Below are 22,120 nucleotides of genomic sequence, written 5' to 3'. Positions count from 1 at the left end.
TCAGTTTTCAAGGTTCATATCTTGTCGTTATCTTAACGACTTAATTATTATATCATTATAATCTTTTGCTGTCAACAACTTTTTTAAAAGTTATAATCGCAATTAATTATATGATTTTCATGGTCACTTGTTAGCGACTTAAATAGTATATCTATATTTTTGGATACTGTCAATATATATTTCAAATAAAAAGTAAAAGATTCTTCTACTATAAAGTAAGGCTTAGAGCCACCTTTGTTATAGTAGAGAATCCTTTAATTATAGTAAAATTAATCGCTCAATATATATGCTTCTATTTTTAGCTAAATCAATGATATCATCTGATCCGTCTAATTTAACTACAGGTCTAGTAGCAGATGTTTTATTTGCAAATACAATAGAACCTTCTAAACCATTTGAAAGTTCTACTTTAGTCCCTAATGATAAATCTGCTACACAGGTTATTAACGCTTGAACAACTTGAATATTAAACTTGCCAAATTCAGATTCTCGTATCATTTCTAAAACCTTAAATGTTGACTCTTTTGCACGATACACTCTTTCACATGTCATTGCATGGAATACGTCTGCTACTGCAATAATATGTGAATATATTGAGATAGCATTTCCTTTATCTCCTCGCGGATAACCACTTCCATCTAGTCTTTCATGGTGTTGATATACTGCGATTTTCATATCTGATTTTAGGATTGAGATACCATTGATCATTTGCAAACTATAATACGGATGTTCCTGTATCTCCTTAAATTCATATTCTGTTAAAGGGCCATTTTTATCTCGTATTTTCTTATTGATTTTTGCCATGCCGCAGTCTGCAACTGCGCCTGCTATAGCTATTTGGATAACATCGCCTTTACTATACCCCATTTTTTGTGCAATAACTGCGCTAATAAGGCTAATTGCTACGGAATGATGATAAATATAGTCACTGCTACTTGAAAGCTCATTTAATGTGAATATTCTTTCCCGATTTACCAAGGCATCGTCAATTAATGGTAAAATATTTGTTCTAATTTTGGTAATATCCACTTTACTGCCAGATTCCCAATTCGAAAACTCCATTTTAAACTTTTCTACCACATTGCGATATTTTTTTTCAAATGGTGTTATGTATCTATCTTCTATTGTTTCTCCCTGTTCACTCGATACAACTACATTTTCCTCTTGCTTAGTTTTTTCAGGCTTCATAGAAGATGATAGGACTGGTACTTGGGAAATTTGGAATGCTTTTAATACAGGAATATGTTCCCGAGAGACTTTTGTGTTTTTATAAATGATAGGAAATTGAGTGTTAGCTAGAATATCTTTTGCGATAATACTACCTAACCGTAAATCGGACACTCTCACTAATTTAGTATCCAAAGAAATTACCACCCTTTGTAGTTGATTTATATTAGATTAATTGTAACTGAATTTTTTTACAATTGTAATAGCCAGATTACTATTTAATTATAAGTGTAGTTCAGAATACAAGATATTAATCTAAAACCTCTACCAAATTCCTTATTAATATTGGGGTTACTAAGGTTTTTAAATAGATACTGGATTGTACCGCTTTGCACCAATGATTAACCACATCAATCTTCGAAGAGAAATTAATAAAAAGTAAAAGGGAACGCCAGATGCGTTCCCTTTTACTTTTTTATCTATTAGCAATCATATTTATCAATTATTCTTCTGAAGTTTCGTTATTATTTGTAGCTTCTTCAGTCGATTCAACTTCTTCAGCTACTCCTAATTCATCTAATTCAGTTTCTTCAACTTCTTCATCTGATTCTTTTTTTACTTTAGCTACAGATGCCACTAATTCATCATCCGCTAAACGAATTAAGCGAACGCCTTGAGTGCTTCTGCCTGTAACTGAAATATCGTCAATATCCATACGAATTAACATACCATTAATTGTCATTAGCATAAGGTCTTCTTGGCCATCAACTGTTTTTACAGCCACTAATGGACCGTTCTTATCTGTGATTTGACAAGTTTTAATACCTACGCCACCACGATTTTGCAGACGATACTCTGACTCTGGAGTTCGTTTACCGTAACCCTTTTCAGTTACTACAAGGATTTCTTGATCTGGTTCAACTATTTCCATTCCTACAACAAAATCATCTTCTCTTAATCGAATACCGCGGACACCAGATGCTGTACGTCCCATTGAACGAATGTCCTCTTCATTAAAGCGAACCAGCATACCATCATGTGTACCAATAATAATTTCTTTTTGACCATCTGTTAGGCGTACGGAAATTAATTCATCATCTTCTCGAAGAGAAATAGCAATTAAACCATTGTTACGGATATTTGCAAAATTAGATAACGGTGTACGCTTTGTAACCCCTGAACGTGTAGTGAAGACAAAATATGCATCTTCATCATAAGATGATACACGAATTACAGCAGTTACTTTTTCTCCCTTATCTACATTTAATAAATTAACTAACGGTAAGCCTTTTGCTGTGCGGCCAAACTCAGGTATTTCATAACCTTTAGCTTTAAACACTTTCCCTTTAGAAGTAAAGTAAAGGATGGTGTCATGAGTGGATGTATAAAGTAGGTGTTCTACAAAGTCATCTTCATGTGTCCCCATACCTTGAACACCACGTCCACCACGACGTTGGCTGCGGTAAGTATTAGCTGGAAGTCGTTTAATATAACCATTATGAGTTATTGTAATCACAGAATTTTCACGAGGAATTAAATCTTCATCCTCGATCATTTCTAAACCACCAGAAGTAATTTCTGTACGACGTGCATCATTAAAGCGTTCTTTTATTTCTAATAATTCATCATGAATAATTTGACGAATTTTTGCTTCATCTGCAAGAATTTCTTTTAATTCTTTTATTAGCGCTAGTAATTCTTGATACTCGCCTTCAATCTTATCTCGTTCTAAACCAGTTAAACGTTGTAGACGCATATCTAGAATCGCTTGAGCTTGACGTTCACTTAAATTAAATCTTTCCATTAAGCCATTTTTTGCTTCTTCAGTTGTTTGAGATGCACGGATTAGGCTAATAATTTCATCAATATGGTCAAGTGCGATACGTAATCCTTCTAGAATATGAGCGCGACTTTCAGCTTTACGTAATTCAAATTCTGTACGTCTACGAATAACAACCTTTTGGTGTTCTAAGTAATGGTAAAGAGCTTCTTTTAAGCTCAATACCTTTGGTTGTCCACCGACAAGAGCTAGCATATTAATACCGAAGCTTGATTGCATAGCTGTTTGTTTATACAAGTTATTTAATACAACATTTGCATTGGCATCTTTACGAACATCAATTGTAACACGCATTCCTGTACGGTCAGATTCATCGCGTAAATTCGTAATACCATCGATTTTTTTATCTCGTACTAGTTCTGCAATTTTTTCAATTAGTCGTGCTTTATTAACTTGATAAGGAAGTTCATTAATTACGATGACTTCTTTACCACTTGATTTTTGTTCTATTTCTACACGAGCACGAATTATAATGGATCCACGGCCAGTTTCATAGGCACGGCGGATACCGCTTCTTCCTAAAATAATACCGCCAGTCGGGAAATCAGGACCCGGTATAATTTCCATTAATTCTTCTGTTGTAATAGCTGGATTATCTGAGACGGCCAAAACACCATCAATTATTTCTCCTAATTGATGAGGTGGGATATTTGTTGCCATCCCTACAGCGATCCCTGATGCACCATTGACAAGTAAGTTTGGATAACGGGCTGGTAATACGACTGGCTCTTTTTCGTTTCCATCATAGTTATCTTGATAGTCAATTGTATCCTTGTTAATATCGCGTAGCATTTCCATCGCGATTTTAGACATACGTGATTCTGTATAACGCATGGCAGCAGCGCCATCTCCATCAACAGAACCGAAGTTACCATGACCATCAACTAACATATAGCGATAGCTAAAATCTTGAGCCATACGTACCATTGCTTCATAGATTGAGGAGTCACCATGTGGATGGTATTTACCCATAACATCCCCAACGATACGAGCTGATTTCTTATATGGTTTATCTGAAGTACTACCTAGCTCTTGCATACCATATAAAATACGACGTTGTACTGGTTTAAGACCATCACGAACATCTGGTAGTGCACGAGAAACGATAACACTCATTGCATAATCTAAAAATGAAGTTTTGATTGTTTTAGTAATATTTACTCCTTTAACGCCGGAGTTGTTTGTTTCAGACAAAGTGCTGACCTCCCTTCGAAAATAACTAAATATCTAAGTTTTCTACATAAACAGCATTTTCGTGAATAAATTGACGTCTTGGTTCAACATCATCACCCATTAATTGTTCAAATGTTTGATCTGCTTCAATGGCATCATCTAATTCAACTTGTAATAGAACGCGGTGTTCTGGGTCCATTGTTGTATCCCATAACTGCTCCGCATCCATTTCACCAAGACCTTTATAGCGTTGAATGCCTGGTTTTGGTTGCTTTGGTAAGCGTTCTAGTATTTCTTGCAATTCTTTATCACTATAGCAATATTCTACATGTTTACCTTGCGCTACTTTAAATAATGGTGGTTGGGCAATGTAAACATATCCAGCTTCAATAAGTGGTCGCATAAAGCGGAAGAAGAATGTTAATAATAAAGTTCTAATATGTGCTCCGTCGACATCGGCATCTGTCATTATGACAATTTTATGGTAACGTGCCTTTTCCAAAGCAAATTCTTCACCAATCCCTGTACCGATTGCAGTAATCATAGCTCGGATTTCAGCATTTGATAAAATGCGGTCTAAACGCGCCTTTTCAACATTTAAAATTTTACCCTTCAACGGCAAAATTGCTTGGAAGTGGCGATCACGGCCGGATTTTGCTGAACCACCGGCAGAGTCACCCTCTACGATGTAAATTTCGCATTCTTCAGGATGACGAGATGAACAGTCTGCTAGTTTACCTGGCAAGCTTGATACCTCTAATGCTGATTTGCGTCGTGTCATTTCTCGGGCTTTTTTTGCTGCCACACGAGCACGAGATGCAACTAAACCTTTATCAACGATTGTTCTTGCAACGGTCGGATTCTCTAATAAAAATCTTTCGAAGCGTTCAGAGAACAATGAGTTTGTTATAGCACTTACTTCAGAGTTTCCTAATTTTGTTTTCGTTTGACCTTCGAATTGTGGATCTGGATGTTTAACAGAAACAATGGCAACTAAGCCTTCACGAACGTCTTCACCTGATAAATTAGCATCTGAATCTTTTAATATATGATTTTTACGGGCATAATCATTAATCACTCGTGTAAGAGCAGTTTTAAAACCTGATTCGTGTGTACCGCCCTCGTAGGTATTGATATTATTTGCGAAAGAGAAAATATTTGATGAAAAGCCTGCGTTGTATTGCATAGCTATTTCAACCGAAATACCGTCTTTTTCACCTTTTAAATCGATCGCCTCATGAAGTGGTTCTTTCTTTTCGTTGATATGTTCAACGTATGATTTAATACCGCCTTCATAGTGATAAGTATTTTTGCGGATTTCTTCACCACGTTCATCTATGATGGATATACGAATCCCACGATTTAGATAGGCAAGTTCACGAATACGATGTGCTAGAATATCAAATTCATAAACAGTTGTTTCTTTGAAGATTTCACCGTCTGCTTTGAATCGTGTTGTTGTACCGTTATGGTCTGTATTACCAATAATTTTTAGAGGTTGCACAGTTCTACCACGTTCAAATTTAATCTCGTGAATATTGCCATCTCTATGCACCTGTACAATAGTTTCCACAGAAAGTGCATTTACAACGGAAGCACCTACACCATGTAAGCCGCCTGATACTTTATATCCGCCACCGCCGAATTTACCTCCAGCATGAAGTACAGTCATAATTACTTCAACAGCCGGTTTACCTACTTTTTCTTGTGTATCTACAGGAATACCACGGCCGTTATCCTCTACACGAATCCAGTTATCTCTTTCTATTGCTACTGTAATTTCAGTACAATAACCAGCTAAGGCTTCATCAATACTATTATCTACAATTTCCCACACTAAGTGATGTAACCCTTTGGAACTAGTTGAACCGATATACATACCGGGACGTTTACGAACGGCTTCTAAACCTTCTAATACTTGAATCTGTTCTGCATCATATGCAACAGGTTTTTTATTGTCTTCGATTGCCATTATTGTTCCACCTACTCTTCCATGGCATTAGTATGCATTATTTGTAATTCTCTTAAACCTACAAAATCCGCGGAATACTAGTCTTGCTCAGCATCCACGGAACCTTGTTTCACATGAAACATTGCTGACTCTCGAACTGTTTCATGATCTATACCTTCTACACTCGTAGTGGTCACAAAGGTCTGTACTTCACCTTTAATCGTGTTTAGTAAATGCGACTGACGGTAATCATCTAATTCTGAAAGGACATCATCTAACAGTAAGATAGGCGTTTCCCCAACTTCTTGCTTAATAAGTTCTATTTCAGCTAATTTAAGTGATAAAGCCGTTGTCCGTTGTTGCCCTTGTGATCCATATGTCTGAACATCATAACCATTCACAATAAATTGTAAATCATCACGATGTGGACCAATAAGTGTAACGCCTCTTTCTAATTCCCGAGGCAAAGCTTCTTTTAATTTTATAGCTAAATGAGCAGCCATTTGTTCTTGTGACCACTCAGCATCCATACCGCTAACCGGACGATAGCGAATTTTCATTTCTTCGAGATTTCTCGAAATGCCATAATGAATTGGACCTGCCCATTCCTGTAGCAATTCCATAAAATGAAATCTTTTATGAATAACCTTAACAGCCGCTTCAATATACTGCTCTGTATAAACATCGAACATCACATCTTGCAATGTTTGTTTTCCTTGATTTTGTTTAAGTAAATGATTACGTTGTTTTAACAACTTTTGAAAAGTCAATAAATCATGTAAATATACTGGAGAAATTTGCCCGATTTCCATATCGAGAAAACGTCTTCTAATTTGGGGACTGCCTTTAACTACAGTTAAGTCTTCCGGAGCAAACATTACGACATTCATTTGTCCGATATAATCACTTAGACGACTTTGCTCTAAATGATTTGCTTTGGCCTTCTTCCCTTTTTTAGAAATCATCAGCTCTAATGGCAAGTGACCATATTTCTTTTGAACGTCACCTTCTATTTTACCATAGTCTTGCTCCCACCGTATTAATTCTTTCTCGCTTGATGTACGATGGGATTTTGCCATAGCTAAAACGTAAATAGATTCCATAACATTCGTTTTGCCTTGCGCATTTTCACCAATAAAAACATTAATCTTTGGAGAAAAGGATAAATCGAGAGATTCATAATTCCGATAGTTGGTCAGCTTTAATCGCTCAATATGCATGCTATTCCTCGCTTTTTGATTCTACCAGGCGAAATCTCCCACACCCTGGAATATTTACTAAATCTCCTACATGTAGTTTACGACCTCTTCTACGATCAATCTCACCATTTACATAGACATCATTTTCTTGCAAAAACCACTTAGCCATCCCACCTGAGCTAATCGCATCTGTCATTTTAAGAAATTGCCCCAGTGTTACAAATTCACTTTCTAATACAATATCATTCACTATTTTTCATCCTCTACTTCTATATCATGTCTACTTCTATTTTACCGAACTTTTGTTCATAAGTAAAAAGGATAGTCACCGAAATGACTATCCTTTCTAAAGAAATTCAATAAATTAGCACCAGGTACTAATTAAACTCGGGAAATAATTCGTCGTAAAATTATATTAGAAAAATAATTAGTACGTACGTACAGGTAAAATCAATTGCAGAATTGCATCATCATGTACTGAACGAATAATGAATGGACGCATTGAACCAGTGAATTGTATAACTACTTCTTGTCCATCAATTGCCTTTAAAGCATCCATCATATATTTCGCACTGAATGAAATACGTAATTCTTCTCCTTCAAGCGATTCTACTTGAATTTCTTCTTCAACTTTACCGATTTCTGGTGAATTTGAAGAAATTTCTATGTTGTTATCTGCCAATGTAGAGAAACGAACTACGTTATTACGATCTTCACGAGCAAGTAACGATGCACGATCAATTGCCTGTAATAATGATTTCCCATTAATCGTTACATTGGTGTTATATTCTTCAGGAATTAAACGAGTTGTATCAGGGTAATTGCCTTCTAGTAAGCGAGAGAAAAACAAAACATCAGAAGTTTTGAATAAAACTTGTTGATTTGTCATATATATTTCAACAGGAGTTGTTGAGTCACTTAGAATTTTACTTAATTCAGTTAAGCTTTTACCTGGAATGACAACGTTAGCTTCTTCAGTTGGTAAATGTTCTAGTGAAACCTTACGACGTGCTAATCGGTGGCTATCTGTTGCAATACATACTAAACCATCTTCTTGGATTTCCCACTTTACACCTGTCAACACGGGACGGCTTTCACTTGTAGAAACAGCAAAAACAGTTTCGCGAATTATAGATTTTAATAAATCTGCAGGTAAAGTAATTTGGCGATCTGGTGAGATTTCAGGAAGCATTGGATATTCTGCTGCATCAAGACCGATTAAATGGAAATCAGATTTTCCTGAGCGAATTCTAGTTTGGAAGTTTTCACTTACTTCAATCTCTACATCATTTGTAGGTAATTTACGTATGATTTCATTAAACATTCTTGCTTGAAGCACGATTGAACCAGGTTCTGCTACTTGAATTAGCTGTTCTCCATCTTCCTCTACAGGGATAGAAGTTTGAATTGTGATATCTGCGTCACTACCCGTTAGAGTCATACCATTTGTTGATACATCAATTTTAATACCAGTTAAAATTGGAATTGTTGTTTTTGAACTTACTGCTTTCATGACATCATTTAATCCATCAAGCAAACGATCTCTCATGATATCAAATTTCATTGTTACGACCTCACTTATATATTATTTATTATTATTTAAAAGAATAATAGATATAGTAATAGGGGCTGTGGATTTGTGGAAAAGTCCCTTGAGCCAAATAAAATCAGTCTATCCACATGTAGATAGACTGTGTATAAGTTTGTTACTAACTTTCCTGTTATCCACAGCAAAAATTATTTACCTAGCATACTTTTAATCTGTTTAATGTCTTGTTGAAGACCTTGGTCATCCTTTAAAAGCGATGTTATTTTTTCATGCGCATGAATGACAGTTGTGTGATCACGACCACCAAATTCATCACCTATTTTAGGTAGAGAACAATCAGTCATTTCGCGGGATAAATACATAGCCACTTGTCTAGGAAAAGCAATTGATTTTGTACGTTTTTTCGCTGAAAAATCCTCAAGCTTGATGTGATAATGTTCACCTACAGCCTTTTGGATATCTAAAATTGTTAATGTTCTTGGCGTAGCATTTGGGATAATATTTTTTAATGCTTGGGCAGCTAGCTCAGCAGTTATGTCTTCATTGACAAGAGACGAATATGCTACTACACGAATGAGAGCTCCCTCTAATTCACGAATATTAGAGTCAATTTGGTTCGCAATATAAAGCATTACCTCATTTGGAATGTCTAAGTTATCTGCCTTTGCCTTTTTTCGTAAAATGGCAATTCGAGTTTCCAAATCCGGGGGTGCAATATCTGTAATAAGTCCCCACTCAAAGCGTGAACGTAATCGATCTTCCAAAGTAGGAATTTCTTTTGGAGGACGATCACTAGAAATAACAATTTGCTTCGATGACTCATGCAAAGTATTAAAGGTATGGAAAAATTCTTCTTGAGTTGATTCTTTTCCGGCTAAGAATTGAATATCATCTATTAGTAGTACATCTACGTTGCGATATTTGTTTCGAAATTCTTCTGCCCTATTATCACGGATTGAATTAATGAACTCATTCGTAAACTTTTCGGAGGATAAATAAACTACCTTTGCTTTTGGATTATGTTCTAATACATAGTGACCAATTGCATGCATTAAGTGAGTTTTACCAAGCCCAACTCCTCCATAGATAAATAGGGGGTTGTATGCTTTGGCTGGGGCTTCTGCTACAGCCAAAGAGGCTGCATGCGCAAAACGGTTACCAGCACCGATAACAAAAGTATCAAATGTATTTTTTAAATTTAGCATTCCTGAAGAAGTTTCAGGTTGCTCTTCATGTTTATCTGGGATGGCAGGTGATGGAATATCAAAATTCTCTAAGTTTGGATCCTGTTGAACAACGAAACGAATATGCAAATCTTTACCTGTCAATTCAGCTAGAATTGCTGCAATTAAGTGTACATAATGGTTTTCTAGCCATTCCCGCCCAAAAGAATTGGGTGCTGCAATTGTTACAGCATCATTGGTACGTGCCAGCAGTTTCGTTGATTTCAGCCAAGTTTCAAAGCTTGGTTTGGAGATCTTTTGCTTCGCTTCTGAGAGAACTTTGTCCCATAACTCTTCAATATGTTCCAAGCTCTTTCTCCTTTTCTAATAAAACTATTCTATAAAAATTTACAAGTGGTTGTGGTTGAATGAAAAATTATATTAAAACTAGATTGTGCTTCAGCTGCAAATCACAGTACACACACCCTGTGGATAAATCTTATCCTAACGTAGTGGACAATATTATCCACAGGTTATTAACAATTGTGGATAATATTTTGTATGAAAAGATTTATTTACAGAGTAAAACACAATAATTGTATCAGGAAAAGTATTGTATTGCAAGAGGTTTAAGGAGTTATCCACAAAATGAATAAATATGCACTATACAGTTATCCACAATGCCTGAACTTGTGTAAAAGTTGTCAGTAAGTGTTGTGGATAATTTTTTGATGGAGAAAAAATGTTCACAGAGGATTTTATGTATATTAAATATGACTGTGGATAACCTTAACATAGAAAAAAGGTAAAATCATTAAAGAATAGTGAAGAGCAAATTTTTGAACACATAGTTGACAAAATGGACTGTTAGTAGCTATAATATGCAAGACTGTCTGTAGTATTTAGATAATAGACTTTCACAGGAGGTGTCATATAATGAAACGCACATATCAACCAAAAAAACGTAAGCACAGTAAAGTACATGGCTTCCGCGCACGTATGGCTACTAAAAACGGTCGCAAAGTGATCGCAGCTCGTCGCCGTAAAGGAAGAAAAGTATTATCAGCATAAGTCCACTGAATTTTCTCAGTGGTCTTTTTTTCTTTTATATATGAGGGAGAAGAGAAAAAAAGAATAAGCAGGTGCAAAAATGAAAAAACGCCGCAGAATTAAAAAAAATGAAGAATTCCAAAAAGTATTTAAAAAAGGTAAGTCATTTGCGAATCGCCAGTTCGTTGTCTACTATCTTGAAAAAGAGGGACAAGAGGAATTCAGAATTGGATTATCAGTAAATAAAAAAATTGCAAAGGCAGTCACCAGAAATCAAATTAAACGTTATGTCCGTCAAAGTTTTCTAGAATTAAACGATGAAATACAGCAGAACATGGACTACGTCATTATCGCCAGAAATCCGGCGGCCACCATGAACTTTCACGAAACAAAGAAAAGCCTTGAACATGTATTAAAAATTGCGAAGGTTTTAAGAAGAAGTAGTAGAGATAACAAGAAATCCCATGATAGAATAGTGAAAAAATAACAAAGAATTTTGCAGGGGGTTTCGTTGAGTAAAGATCTCGACTAATAGAATCTTGTTATGTGAGCTTTGAACAAAACAACAGAACCTGCGAAGACAGGAGGGCCCAAAGTGAAACAGATTACGCAAATAGGCGCAACTGTAGAGGAAGCAGTCTTGCTAGCCTTACATGAGCTTAACCTTACTCGTAAACAAGTAGATGTTGAAATTATTCAAGAAGCAAAAAAAGGTTTTTTAGGCTTTGGATCACGAAAAGCACAAGTTCGTGTGACAGAAAAAGAAGAAGAGAAGCCAAATCCCAAACAAGAGATTATTGAAAAATATGAAGAAAAATTTGAAAATGCTTACAACCAACAAGAACTAAAGCAAAATGATGATGAAACAAAGATAAGTTCTATAAGTACATTAGAAGAAACACCTCTAAATGTTACAACAGAAGAGTTCGAAGTTGATGAAAAAGCAGAAGAAAGCGAAACGGTAGACTATACTAAAGCGATCCAACAAGCAAAAAAGTATTTAGAAAATATTGCAATACAGCTTGGGATTCAAGACCTTGAAGTTACTTTTGAACAAAAGGGAAAAACGATTAACTTCCGATTATCCAGTGAGAAAGCAGCGCTCCTTATTGGTAAACGTGGTCAAACATTAAATGCCCTTCAACAATTAACTCAATTAGTTGCACATCAGTATGTAAAACGTTTTATCATTATTAAAATTGATGTTGAAAATTATCGTGAAAGACGTCAACAAGCATTGGAAATATTGGCAAATCGAATGGCAGATAAAGCAGTTCACATCGGTCGTAAAGTGGAGCTTGAACCAATGCCATCAAATGAACGTAAAATTATACACCATGTATTAGCAGATCGAGTGGATGTTGAGACCTATTCCGAAGGGGAGGAACTAAAACGCCACTTAGTGATTGAACCAATTCGATAATTCTTAAAAGGATTGTGAAAGAGTCCTTCTCATAAGCTGAGAAGGGCTCATTTTTTTGTTTTATGGTATTATTGTATGTTAGAGAGTTAGACGTTTTTGAGTTATCCACATGTGGATAATTTTTGATATAGGAGGTAGTTATTATGGAGTTTGATACAATCGCAGCGATATCCACCCCAATGGGTGAAGGAGCAATTGCTATTGTCCGATTAAGTGGTGATCAAGCAATTGAAATCGCAGATCGTATTTTTCATTCGCCAAATGGGAAAAAGTTATCCGCGCAACCATCTCATACGATTCATTATGGTCATTTAAAAGAGGTTGAAACTGGTGATGTAGTAGAAGAAGTTATGTTATCGATGATGAAAGGGCCGAAAACCTTTACGCGCGAAGATGTAGTGGAGATAAACTGTCATGGTGGACTTGTTTCTGTTAATCGCGTGTTACAGCTAGTGCTTCGAAATGGTGCACGAATGGCTGAACCAGGGGAATTTACAAAACGGGCATTTTTGAATGGTCGCATTGACTTATCACAAGCTGAAGCAGTTATGGATTTGATTCGTGCGAAAACAGATAAAGCGATGAATGTAGCGCTTGGACAAATGGATGGTAAATTATCACGTTTAATTAATGAGTTACGACAAGCATTAATCGAAGTATTAGCTCAAGTTGAGGTGAATATTGATTATCCAGAATACGATGATGTAGAAGAAATGACTATTCCAATGATGTTAGAAAAATCAGCATGGGTAAAACAAGAGATTGAAAAGCTTTTACAGACATCTTCACAAGGAAAGATTTTACGTGAAGGCTTATCAACTGTTATTTTAGGTCGACCAAATGTAGGGAAATCTTCATTATTAAATAGCTTAGTTCAAGAAAATAAAGCAATTGTCACTGATGTAGCTGGTACTACACGTGATATTATAGAGGAATACGTCAATGTACGTGGCGTACCACTTCGTTTAGTAGATACAGCAGGGATTCGTGAGACAGAGGATATTGTTGAACGAATAGGTGTAGAAAGATCCCGCCAAGTCTTAAAAGAGGCAGATTTAATCCTACTTGTTGTAAACTATAATGATGAGCTAACTAAAGAAGATGAGCGATTATTTGAAACAATTCAAAATATGGATTATATCGTAGTTGTCAATAAAACAGATTTACCTCAAAAAATCGATTTAAATCGTGTAAAGGAACTTGCAGGTAATCGTAAATTAGTAACTACTTCTCTATTGCAAGAAGAAGGTATTACTGAACTTGAAGAATCAATCGCAACATTATTCTTTGAAGGCTCTGTTGAAGCTGGCGATTTAACATATGTATCGAACGCCCGACATATTGCATTATTACACCAAGCATTTGCTCGAATAAATGATGCAATTGATGCTGCCAATGCAGGTGTTCCTGTGGATATGATTCAAATGGATGTCACACGAACATGGGAAATTCTTGGAGAAATCGTCGGCGACACAGTACAAGATAGTTTAATAAACCAACTCTTCTCCCAATTCTGTTTGGGTAAATAATATAAATTCTAAATATAGAAAGGAAGTAACGAGCATGCTAACAAAATATGAAGCAGGCACGTTCGATGTTGTAGTTATTGGAGCTGGTCATGCAGGGGTAGAAGCTGCATACGCATCAGCTCGAATGGGCGCAAAAACATTAGTTTTAACAATAAACTTAGATATGATTGCCTTTATGCCATGTAATCCATCAGTTGGAGGACCTGCAAAAGGAATTGTGGTACGTGAAATTGATGCATTAGGTGGCGCGATGGGTAAAATTATAGATAAAACCCATATCCAAATGCGTATGTTAAACACTGGTAAAGGCCCTGCGGTACGTGCCTTACGTGCGCAAGCAGATAAAGTGTTGTATCAAAGTGAGATGAAAAAATTATTAGAAGATCAAGATAACCTTACAATCCATCAAGCAATGGTTGAAGAACTAATTGTAGAAGACGGACAAGTAAAAGGTGTTATTACTCAAGTAGGAGCTATTTATCGTGCGACTACAGTTATCATCACAACTGGTACATTCCTACGCGGTGAAATTATTATTGGAGATTTGAAATATTCAAGTGGTCCAAATAACCAACAACCATCTATCAAACTTGCTGACAACTTACGTGACCTAGGCTTTAACATGGTTCGTTTTAAAACAGGTACACCACCACGTGTAAATAGCAAAACAATTGATTACAGCAAAACTGAAATTCAACCAGGTGATCCAGAACCGCGTGCCTTTAGCTATGAAACAACTGAATTTATAACAGATCAAATTCCATGTTGGTTAACATATACTAGCCTAGAAACACACCAAATTATTAACGATAATCTTGATAAATCGCCAATGTTTACAGGGGTGATTACTGGTACAGGTCCACGTTATTGCCCATCTATTGAGACCAAAATTGTGCGGTTTAATGACAAACCTCGCCACCAATTATTCTTGGAACCAGAAGGTCGCAATACGCAAGAAGTATATGTTCAAGGCCTATCAACAAGTTTACCAGAAAATATTCAACGTAAAATGCTTGAAACAATTCCAGGACTCGAAAAAGCCGAAATGATGCGTGCAGGTTATGCTATCGAATATGATGCTATTGTCCCAACACAACTTTGGCCAACACTTGAAACTAAACGTATTCAAAACCTTTATACAGCGGGTCAAATTAACGGTACTTCTGGTTATGAAGAAGCAGCTGGTCAAGGGTTAATGGCGGGTATTAATGCTGCTGCAAAAGCTCTTAATAAAGATGAAATGATTCTTGGTCGTGCTGATGCTTATATTGGTGTATTAATTGATGATTTAGTCACAAAAGGTACAAATGAACCTTACCGTTTGTTAACATCTCGTGCTGAATATCGTTTATTATTACGTCATGACAACGCAGATATGCGTTTAACAGAACGTGCTTACGAAGCAGGATTAATTTCAAAAGAACGTAATGATAAATTCCTTGTAAAAAAAGCACAGGTAGAAGAGGAAATCACTCGTTTACACGATGTTATCTTGAAACCAAATGAAGAAACACAAGCAACTATCCAAGCGGTCGGTAGCAGTCCATTAAAAGATGGTATCCGTGGAACAGATTTATTAAAACGTCCCGAAGTAAACTATGAACTAGTAGCTTCATTAACTCCATCACCTGTTGAGTTAAATGATGAAGTGAAAGAACAAGTAGAAATTCAAGTAAAATATGAAGGATATATTGAAAAAGCCCTTCAACAAGTTGAAAAACTTAAAAAAATGGAAGATAAGAGAATTCCGGAAAATATCGATTACGATGCAATTTCTGGTATCGCAACAGAAGCAAAAGAAAAACTAAAAGAAGTACGACCATTATCAGTAGCTCAAGCCTCACGTATCTCAGGCGTTAACCCAGCTGACATTTCAATTTTACTAGTGTATATTGAACATGGTAAAATTGCGAAAGTATAGTAAAAGCTGAACGCGCCCGTTCAGCCCCGACAAGCGCTGGAGAGCCCGACTCAAAAGCGTCTTTTCAGCTTTTGACCAAGGGATCGAAGCGACCTCGAGGGGCTGGCGCGTGGAGCTAGATATATTTAAATGCTGAGGCGGCTCGATTCAAGGAAGATAGCCTAAGAACGCAACATCATGTCGCAACGGCTATCGGGTACACATCCTGTGCACCCTCGAGGGTCTAGCCGCTGAAGCTGGATAAAAATTAAAGTGGAACGCGCCCGTATTAGGGAAGATAGCCTAAAAGCGCCACATCGTGTGGCAACGGCTATTGACCCACATCCTGTGGGCCTAAAAATAAATCAAAACTCACCAGTAGCACTAAGTGGAAGGGGAATATCATGAACGAAGAACAGTTTGTGCAAGCTTTAAAAGAACAAGGAATTGAGTTATCAGAGAAACAAATTCAACAATTCCATACTTATTTTGAAACACTAGTAGAATGGAATGAAATGATGAATTTAACAGCAATAACTGATCTGCCATCTGTTTATTTAAAGCATTTCTATGATTCTATTAGTGCTGCTTTTTATTTTGACTTTAACAAAGTACAATCATTATGCGATGTTGGGGCTGGAGCAGGATTTCCAAGTATCCCTATTAAAATCTGCTTCCCACATTTACAAATTACAATTGTAGATTCATTAAACAAGCGAATTCAATTCTTAAATCATTTAAGTGATGTATTACACCTAGATCACGTTAACTTTGTCCATTCACGAGCTGAGGATTTTGGACAAAATGCCATGTATCGTGAACAATTTGATTTGGTAACAGCGCGTGCTGTTGCAAGATTATCGGTCTTATCTGAATTATGTATTCCACTTGTAAAAGTAGATGGTAAGTTCGTAGCAATGAAAGCAGCGAGCGGCGAGGAAGAATTAAAAGATGCTAAAAAGGCTATCACTACACTAGGGACAAAGCTAGTAGAGAAATTTGAATTCTCACTACCAATAGAAAATAGTGAACGTACAATCTATATCTTTGAGAAAATAAAAAATACACCAAAAAAATATCCACGTAAGCCTGGTGTACCAAACAAATCACCGATTCACTAGTATATGTTTCACATGAAACAGAAAAAGGAATCTACCGTTTTTTATCGAAAGTAACTATAATGATAAATGGATATACTTACTTTTTGTATAATGTTAGTAAATATATATAGATAGATAGTCATCTCTACAAACAGGAAAATATATCTCAATCACTTTGATAGAGTGTGGAGGGAATTATCGTTAAAGGTGGTGCCAAGGGATGAAGAGTACTTTTTCACGTTTTTTTGGTAGTGGTGAGAAAGTAGAAGAAAACAGCTCAAAAAATGAAGTGGAAAATGCGGAATCGGTCATGAAGATTGCTATAGAGAAAATTAGCCCGAACCGCTATCAACCACGGACAATTTTTGATGATTCAAAGATTGAAGAATTAGCGCGAACAATACATACGCATGGCGTTATTCAACCTATTGTCGTACGTAAATTAGAGAATGATCATTTTGAAATCATTGCAGGAGAACGTCGATATCGTGCGATGAAATCATTAAACTGGACTGAAGTACCTGCAATCATTCGGGAAATGAATGACAAGGAAACTGCTTCTGTAGCTCTGATTGAAAACTTGCAGCGTGAGGAACTTACATCAATTGAAGAAGCACAAGCTTACCAAAGATTGTTAGAATTGCATGAGTTAACGCAAGAGGCCCTAGCACAACGTTTAGGCAAGGGACAATCAACTATTGCAAATAAATTGCGTCTACTAAAACTGCCTGAAACTATTCAGACAGCTATTCTCAAACGAGAAATTTCAGAACGCCATGCACGTGCGCTAGTACCAATTAAAGACGAAAAATTACAATTGCAACTGCTACAAGAAATAATTGAACATGATTATAATGTTAGACAATTGGAACAACGAATTAACGAAATTTTGAATCCTGAGGAAAAGCCTAAAAAGGTAAAACCTCGTCGCAAAGCAATTAGCAAGGATATTCGAATTGCACTCAATACAATTCGCCAGTCTTTATCCATGGTGAACAAAACAGGGATTCATGTAGAAGCTGAAGAAGAAGAACATGATGAGTTTTATCAAATCACAGTGAAGATTCCAAAAAAGAAAGCATAACATCATTTTTATCAAAACTCTTACTCTAGAAAAACTAGAATAAGAGTTTTTTATTTATATTTCGTATAGTAAATGGAGCCGAATAAACAATTTTTTGATAGAATGTATGAAAAGGTATGTTTAAATGTTTTGATCAAAATGTTTCTGAAAGCAGGTGCACCATGGGAAGAACAATTGCAATTGCAAACCAAAAGGGCGGCGTTGGTAAGACGACAACATCTGTTAATTTAAGCGCGTGCCTTGCTACATTAGGAAAAAAGGTATTACTAATTGATACAGATCCACAAGGAAACTCTACTAGTGGCGTAGGTATCAATAAAGGTGAAGTTGATAAATGTATTTATGACGTTCTAATTGACGATGAACCCATTCAAAATGCCGTACGCAAAACAAAAGTTGAAAATTTATATACTGTACCAGCGACAATTGCACTTGCAGGAGCGGAAATTGAGTTAGTATCAACAATCTCTAGGGAAGTCCGTTTAAAACATGCCATCGATGATATCAAAAAGGACTATGATTATATCATTATCGATTGCCCACCATCCTTAGGATTATTAACGATTAACTCACTAACAGCTGCCGATGCAATCTTAATCCCAGTGCAATGTGAATACTATGCATTAGAAGGATTAAGCCAGTTGTTATCAACTATACGTCTCGTGCAAAAGCACTTAAATAATCAGCTCATGATAGATGGCGTATTACTAACTATGTTAGATGCTCGTACGAATTTAGGATTACAGGTAATTGATGAAGTTAAAAAATACTTCCAAGAAAAAGTTTATAAAACAATTGTGCCAAGAAACGTTCGTTTAAGTGAAGCACCAAGTCATGGCGAACCAATTATTATTTATGATCGTAAATCTCGTGGAGCAGAAGTATATTTAGAATTAGCTAGAGAGGTGATTAAAAATGGCTAAAGGATTAGGGAAAGGTCTCGGTGCACTTTTTCAAGACCAAGATCTTTTAGAAACGGATAAAGTAACGCAAACTGCTATTAGAGATATTCGAGTAAATCCATACCAACCGCGTAAAGTGTTTGATGAAGAAGCGTTGCAAGAACTTGCACAATCAATTAGAGAACATGGAATTTTACAACCAATCATTCTACGTAGAAAAGACTCTAAATATGAAATCGTTGTTGGTGAAAGACGTTTTCGTGCAGCTAAATTAGCGAATTTAACAGAGGTGCCAGCTGTAATCCGTGATTTGAACGACACTCAAATGATGGAACTAGCCATTTTAGAAAATCTTCAACGTGAAGATTTAACACCTATTGAAGAAGCTGAAGCATATCATAGCTTGATAGAACATTTAAATTTGACACAAGAGGAATTGTCTAAACGACTTGGTAAAAGTCGCCCACATATTGCAAATCATGTTCGTCTCTTAACATTACCAAAGGAAATACAAAAGCTTGTAAATGAAGGCAAACTTTCAATGGGCCATGGCCGAACATTATTAGGGCTGAAAAATAAAAAGCAAATTCCAATTGTGGCTGACAAAGTAATGAAACAACAACTAAATGTACGTCAATTAGAAGAATTAGTACATTTATTAAATGAAAAAGTTCCACGTGAAACAAAGAATAAGGTAAATAGAGATATTTTTATTGAAGAAAAAGAATCACAATTAAGAGATTATTTTGGAACGAATGTTTTAATTAAAAAGTCAAAGAATAAAGGGAAAATTGAAATTGAATTTTTCTCTGAAGATGACTTAGAGCGTATATTAGAATTACTTGAGGATTGAGAGGGTGTTAGTTGGTCTTATTAGGAACAATCATTAATACACTGCTAATTGCAGTGGGGGCTATAATTGGAAGGTTCTTACAAGGGATACCCGATAAAATGAAAGAAACAGTGATGCAAGTAATTGGACTTGCTGTTACAGTACTCGGCATCCAGATGGGGATTACAAGTAACAATTTTATTGTAGTCATTGTTAGCCTAGTGATAGGAACCATTATTGGGGAATGGATTGATTTAGATTTACAGTTAAATCGAATTGGGAAATGGTTAGAACGTAAAATCGGAAATAAGGGCGAACATGGCGATATCGCCCAAGGTTTCATCACAAGTACTTTAATCTTTGTTATTGGTTCGATGGCTATTATTGGTGCACTTGATAGTGGTTTACGGAATGACCATTCTGTATTAATTACAAAAGGAATCATCGATGGATTCACTGCCATATTTTTAGCGTCAACCTTAGGTATTGGTGTTCTATTAAGTGCAGTTTCAGTATTTTTATATCAGGGATCAATTGCCTTGTTCGCAGGACAAATAAGTAGTATTGTGCCAGTTGAATTACTTGATACATTTGTTCAACAATTGACTGCAACAGGTGGTGCCATGATTATTGCCATTGGTTTAAATATGATGGGCCTTACGAAAATTCGCGTAGCTAATATGCTACCAGCTATTTTAATAGTGGCGATTGTAGTTACGATCATGCATGTTTTTTAAAGAATGGCGATGCCAAGCTAGGTATAGTGCACGGGCGATACGATTACTCATTTCATAAGTGACATTTAACCTTGTTGTTTGTAAAATAGTATGTTCCATAAAGCCACCAAAATTGACGATTCCCTTAATTGAGACGTCTCCAATTGGTGGCAATTCTTTTTTTACCGCTTTTCCAGGTAATAGAGGGCCTGTTTGAAAAAGAATTTCCCCAATACGTTGTTGTTCACCTAGACATGCATCGATTGCTACGACAAATGGAGAAATGGTTTGTCCCTGTAGAGATTCTACGGTTTCTTTTAAATTTAAAGCATGCAATGGTTTATCTAAGGAACCAATAATCGTATAAGGAAATGAAATATAGTTTGATAGTAAACTACCTGTTAAAGGTCCTAAAGCATCACCTGTTGAACGATCAGAACCTATACAACAAAATACAAGATTTTCGTGTTGAAATGGTATATGCTCTAATAAGAAAGAACTTAAACGCCAGATGGCACCTGAATCTTGATAATGTAATGCATATGAGAATGCCGAATTAGAAATAGGAAGTGTCATAGAAAGTCTCACTTTCTTCTTTTTCTGCAGTATACGTATGATTGAAAATTTTTATGCAAGAGGAGTTACAAAAGTGAAATTTGAGAATATGTATAATAAGTTGATGGAATATTTAACTGATGAAAAGTTGTGGACTAGTATAGGGATAGCAACAATAAAGATTATTGCTATCTGGCTATTATCAATGGTTGTTGTTCGAGTAGCGAAGATGGCGATTAAGAAGTTCTTTCATATTCGAATGACTGGACCAATTGCTTTGCTACCAGCTTCAGAACGCCGTCATCTAACGATTCTACGACTATTACAAAGTGTTATTTCCTACGTAGTCTACTTTTCAGCAATCATTGCTATTTTATCTGTAATGGGTATTAGAGTTACTGGCTTATTAGCAGGTGCTGGTATCGTCGGTTTAGCTGTCGGGTTTGGTGCACAAAGCTTGGTAAAAGATGTTATCACTGGTTTCTTCATTATTTTCGAAGATCAATTTGGTGTAGGGGATTACATTAAGATTACTTCTACTGAAGGTACAGTTCTTGAAATTGGTCTACGTACAACGAAGATAAAAGGGGCATCTGGAGAGATTAATATCATCCCAAATGGCTTGATTACAGAAGTGGTCAATTATTCTATCAATAACTCAATAGCAATTGTGGATGTAAGTGTTGCTTATAATTCCGATATTGCTAAAGCTGAAAAGTTAATAGAGCAATATTTAAAAACTTTACCGTCTACTCACGAAGAAATTGTTTCAGAACCAACATTACTTGGTGTGCAAAATGTGGTTGGAGCGGAAGTAACTCTGCGAATTTCTGTTGAGACATTACCAATGCAACATTTTGCTGTTTCAAGAATGATTCGCCGTGATGTTAAAGATATTTTCGACCGCAATGGTATTGAAATTCCTTATCCAAAAATGATGGTTTATGAACGTGATAATAATAAAGCATTTGAAGAAGGAGAGTAGAG

General features: G+C 36.0%; 19 protein-coding genes. 11 read left to right on the top strand and 8 right to left on the bottom strand.

Annotation, left to right across the window (positions count from 1 at the left end; all coding sequences use genetic code 11):
• Nucleotides 1–258: 258 nt before the first annotated feature.
• From ABE048_RS06210 to dnaA, 7 genes are all read right to left on the bottom strand, one after another.
• Nucleotides 259–1,362, bottom strand: a complete 1,104-nt coding sequence (locus ABE048_RS06210) for an HD-GYP domain-containing protein (protein ID WP_430309929.1) — start codon at nucleotides 1,360–1,362, stop codon at nucleotides 259–261.
• Between the two features lie 307 nt (nucleotides 1,363–1,669).
• A complete protein-coding gene (gyrA, locus tag ABE048_RS06205) occupies nucleotides 1,670–4,201 on the bottom strand; it encodes a DNA gyrase subunit A (RefSeq protein ID WP_430309928.1) in 2,532 nt (843 codons plus the stop codon).
• A 25-nt stretch (nucleotides 4,202–4,226) separates the two neighbouring features.
• Nucleotides 4,227–6,152, bottom strand: coding sequence for a DNA topoisomerase (ATP-hydrolyzing) subunit B (gyrB, locus tag ABE048_RS06200; protein ID WP_430309926.1), 1,926 nt, complete (start codon nucleotides 6,150–6,152; stop codon nucleotides 4,227–4,229).
• A gap of 77 nt (nucleotides 6,153–6,229) precedes the next feature.
• On the bottom strand, nucleotides 6,230–7,351 hold the full coding sequence (gene recF, locus ABE048_RS06195) for a DNA replication/repair protein RecF (RefSeq protein ID WP_430309924.1): 1,122 nt from the start codon (nucleotides 7,349–7,351) through the stop codon (nucleotides 6,230–6,232).
• 1 nt (nucleotide 7,352) lies between these two features.
• On the bottom strand, nucleotides 7,353–7,580 hold the full coding sequence (yaaA, locus tag ABE048_RS06190) for a S4 domain-containing protein YaaA (protein ID WP_430309922.1): 228 nt from the start codon (nucleotides 7,578–7,580) through the stop codon (nucleotides 7,353–7,355).
• Between the two features lie 177 nt (nucleotides 7,581–7,757).
• Nucleotides 7,758–8,894: a DNA polymerase III subunit beta gene (gene dnaN / locus ABE048_RS06185; protein ID WP_430309920.1), complete on the bottom strand. Its 1,137-nt coding sequence runs from the start codon at nucleotides 8,892–8,894 to the stop codon at nucleotides 7,758–7,760.
• A gap of 173 nt (nucleotides 8,895–9,067) precedes the next feature.
• Nucleotides 9,068–10,411, bottom strand: a complete 1,344-nt coding sequence (gene dnaA / locus ABE048_RS06180) for a chromosomal replication initiator protein DnaA (protein ID WP_430309918.1) — start codon at nucleotides 10,409–10,411, stop codon at nucleotides 9,068–9,070.
• Between the two features lie 567 nt (nucleotides 10,412–10,978).
• Here dnaA and rpmH point away from each other — a divergent pair.
• The 10 genes from rpmH (at nucleotide 10,979) to ABE048_RS06130 (ending at nucleotide 20,599) form a co-directional block, all read left to right on the top strand.
• Entirely contained in the window at nucleotides 10,979–11,113 is a 135-nt protein-coding gene (gene rpmH, locus ABE048_RS06175; protein ID WP_066791201.1) for a 50S ribosomal protein L34, read from the top strand.
• Nucleotides 11,114–11,192: 79 nt separating this feature from the next.
• On the top strand, nucleotides 11,193–11,579 hold the full coding sequence (gene rnpA, locus ABE048_RS06170) for a ribonuclease P protein component (protein ID WP_430309916.1): 387 nt from the start codon (nucleotides 11,193–11,195) through the stop codon (nucleotides 11,577–11,579).
• A gap of 108 nt (nucleotides 11,580–11,687) precedes the next feature.
• On the top strand, nucleotides 11,688–12,515 hold the full coding sequence (gene jag / locus ABE048_RS06165) for an RNA-binding cell elongation regulator Jag/EloR (protein ID WP_430309915.1): 828 nt from the start codon (nucleotides 11,688–11,690) through the stop codon (nucleotides 12,513–12,515).
• A gap of 143 nt (nucleotides 12,516–12,658) precedes the next feature.
• Nucleotides 12,659–14,044, top strand: coding sequence for a tRNA uridine-5-carboxymethylaminomethyl(34) synthesis GTPase MnmE (mnmE, locus tag ABE048_RS06160; protein ID WP_430309914.1), 1,386 nt, complete (start codon nucleotides 12,659–12,661; stop codon nucleotides 14,042–14,044).
• 34 nt (nucleotides 14,045–14,078) lie between these two features.
• Nucleotides 14,079–15,965: a tRNA uridine-5-carboxymethylaminomethyl(34) synthesis enzyme MnmG gene (gene mnmG, locus ABE048_RS06155; protein ID WP_430309913.1), complete on the top strand. Its 1,887-nt coding sequence runs from the start codon at nucleotides 14,079–14,081 to the stop codon at nucleotides 15,963–15,965.
• Nucleotides 15,966–16,348: 383 nt separating this feature from the next.
• On the top strand, nucleotides 16,349–17,065 hold the full coding sequence (gene rsmG / locus ABE048_RS06150) for a 16S rRNA (guanine(527)-N(7))-methyltransferase RsmG (protein ID WP_430309912.1): 717 nt from the start codon (nucleotides 16,349–16,351) through the stop codon (nucleotides 17,063–17,065).
• Nucleotides 17,066–17,264: 199 nt separating this feature from the next.
• Complete coding sequence (noc, locus tag ABE048_RS06145) at nucleotides 17,265–18,128, top strand: nucleoid occlusion protein (protein ID WP_430309910.1); 864 nt, start codon at nucleotides 17,265–17,267, stop codon at nucleotides 18,126–18,128.
• A 161-nt stretch (nucleotides 18,129–18,289) separates the two neighbouring features.
• On the top strand, nucleotides 18,290–19,051 hold the full coding sequence (locus ABE048_RS06140; protein WP_430309908.1) for a ParA family protein: 762 nt from the start codon (nucleotides 18,290–18,292) through the stop codon (nucleotides 19,049–19,051).
• Nucleotides 19,044–19,883, top strand: coding sequence for a ParB/RepB/Spo0J family partition protein (locus tag ABE048_RS06135; RefSeq protein ID WP_430309906.1), 840 nt, complete (start codon nucleotides 19,044–19,046; stop codon nucleotides 19,881–19,883). The genes ABE048_RS06140 and ABE048_RS06135 overlap by 8 nt, the downstream gene beginning before the upstream one ends.
• An 11-nt stretch (nucleotides 19,884–19,894) precedes the next feature.
• Complete coding sequence (locus ABE048_RS06130; protein ID WP_430309905.1) at nucleotides 19,895–20,599, top strand: DUF554 domain-containing protein; 705 nt, start codon at nucleotides 19,895–19,897, stop codon at nucleotides 20,597–20,599.
• Here ABE048_RS06130 and yyaC read toward each other — a convergent pair.
• Nucleotides 20,558–21,154, bottom strand: a complete 597-nt coding sequence (gene yyaC / locus ABE048_RS06125; protein WP_430309904.1) for a spore protease YyaC — start codon at nucleotides 21,152–21,154, stop codon at nucleotides 20,558–20,560. The two genes, ABE048_RS06130 and yyaC, sit on opposite strands and share 42 nt — an antisense overlap.
• Before the next feature lie 88 nt (nucleotides 21,155–21,242).
• On the opposite strand from yyaC, the gene ABE048_RS06120 reads away from it, so the two are divergent.
• Nucleotides 21,243–22,118 carry a mechanosensitive ion channel family protein gene (locus tag ABE048_RS06120; protein ID WP_430309932.1) on the top strand — a complete coding sequence of 292 codons (876 nt, stop codon included), beginning with the start codon at nucleotides 21,243–21,245 and terminating at the stop codon, nucleotides 22,116–22,118.
• Nucleotides 22,119–22,120: the final 2 nt, after the last annotated feature.

It is taken from the genome of Rummeliibacillus pycnus (assembly GCF_050459865.1).
GTDB lineage: Bacteria > Bacillota > Bacilli > Bacillales_A > Planococcaceae > Rummeliibacillus > Rummeliibacillus pycnus_B.
This window is presented reverse-complemented; position numbering and strand designations above follow the sequence as displayed.

Bases quoted from the DNA above. Each gene is read 5' to 3' on its own strand.
- gyrB (WP_430309926.1), bottom strand. From the start codon at position 6,152: ATGGCAATCGAAGACAATAAAAAACCTGTTGCATATGATGCAGAACAG.
- recF (WP_430309924.1), bottom strand. From the start codon at position 7,351: ATGCATATTGAGCGATTAAAGCTGACCAACTATCGGAATTATGAATCT.
- dnaN (WP_430309920.1), bottom strand. From the start codon at position 8,894: ATGAAATTTGATATCATGAGAGATCGTTTGCTTGATGGATTAAATGAT.
- rpmH (WP_066791201.1), top strand. From the start codon at position 10,979: ATGAAACGCACATATCAACCAAAAAAACGTAAGCACAGTAAAGTACAT.
- rnpA (WP_430309916.1), top strand. From the start codon at position 11,193: ATGAAAAAACGCCGCAGAATTAAAAAAAATGAAGAATTCCAAAAAGTA.
- mnmE (WP_430309914.1), top strand. From the start codon at position 12,659: ATGGAGTTTGATACAATCGCAGCGATATCCACCCCAATGGGTGAAGGA.
- mnmG (WP_430309913.1), top strand. From the start codon at position 14,079: ATGCTAACAAAATATGAAGCAGGCACGTTCGATGTTGTAGTTATTGGA.
- rsmG (WP_430309912.1), top strand. From the start codon at position 16,349: ATGAACGAAGAACAGTTTGTGCAAGCTTTAAAAGAACAAGGAATTGAG.
- noc (WP_430309910.1), top strand. From the start codon at position 17,265: ATGAAGAGTACTTTTTCACGTTTTTTTGGTAGTGGTGAGAAAGTAGAA.
- ABE048_RS06140 (WP_430309908.1), top strand. From the start codon at position 18,290: ATGGGAAGAACAATTGCAATTGCAAACCAAAAGGGCGGCGTTGGTAAG.
- ABE048_RS06135 (WP_430309906.1), top strand. From the start codon at position 19,044: ATGGCTAAAGGATTAGGGAAAGGTCTCGGTGCACTTTTTCAAGACCAA.
- yyaC (WP_430309904.1), bottom strand. From the start codon at position 21,154: ATGACACTTCCTATTTCTAATTCGGCATTCTCATATGCATTACATTAT.
- ABE048_RS06120 (WP_430309932.1), top strand. From the start codon at position 21,243: ATGTATAATAAGTTGATGGAATATTTAACTGATGAAAAGTTGTGGACT.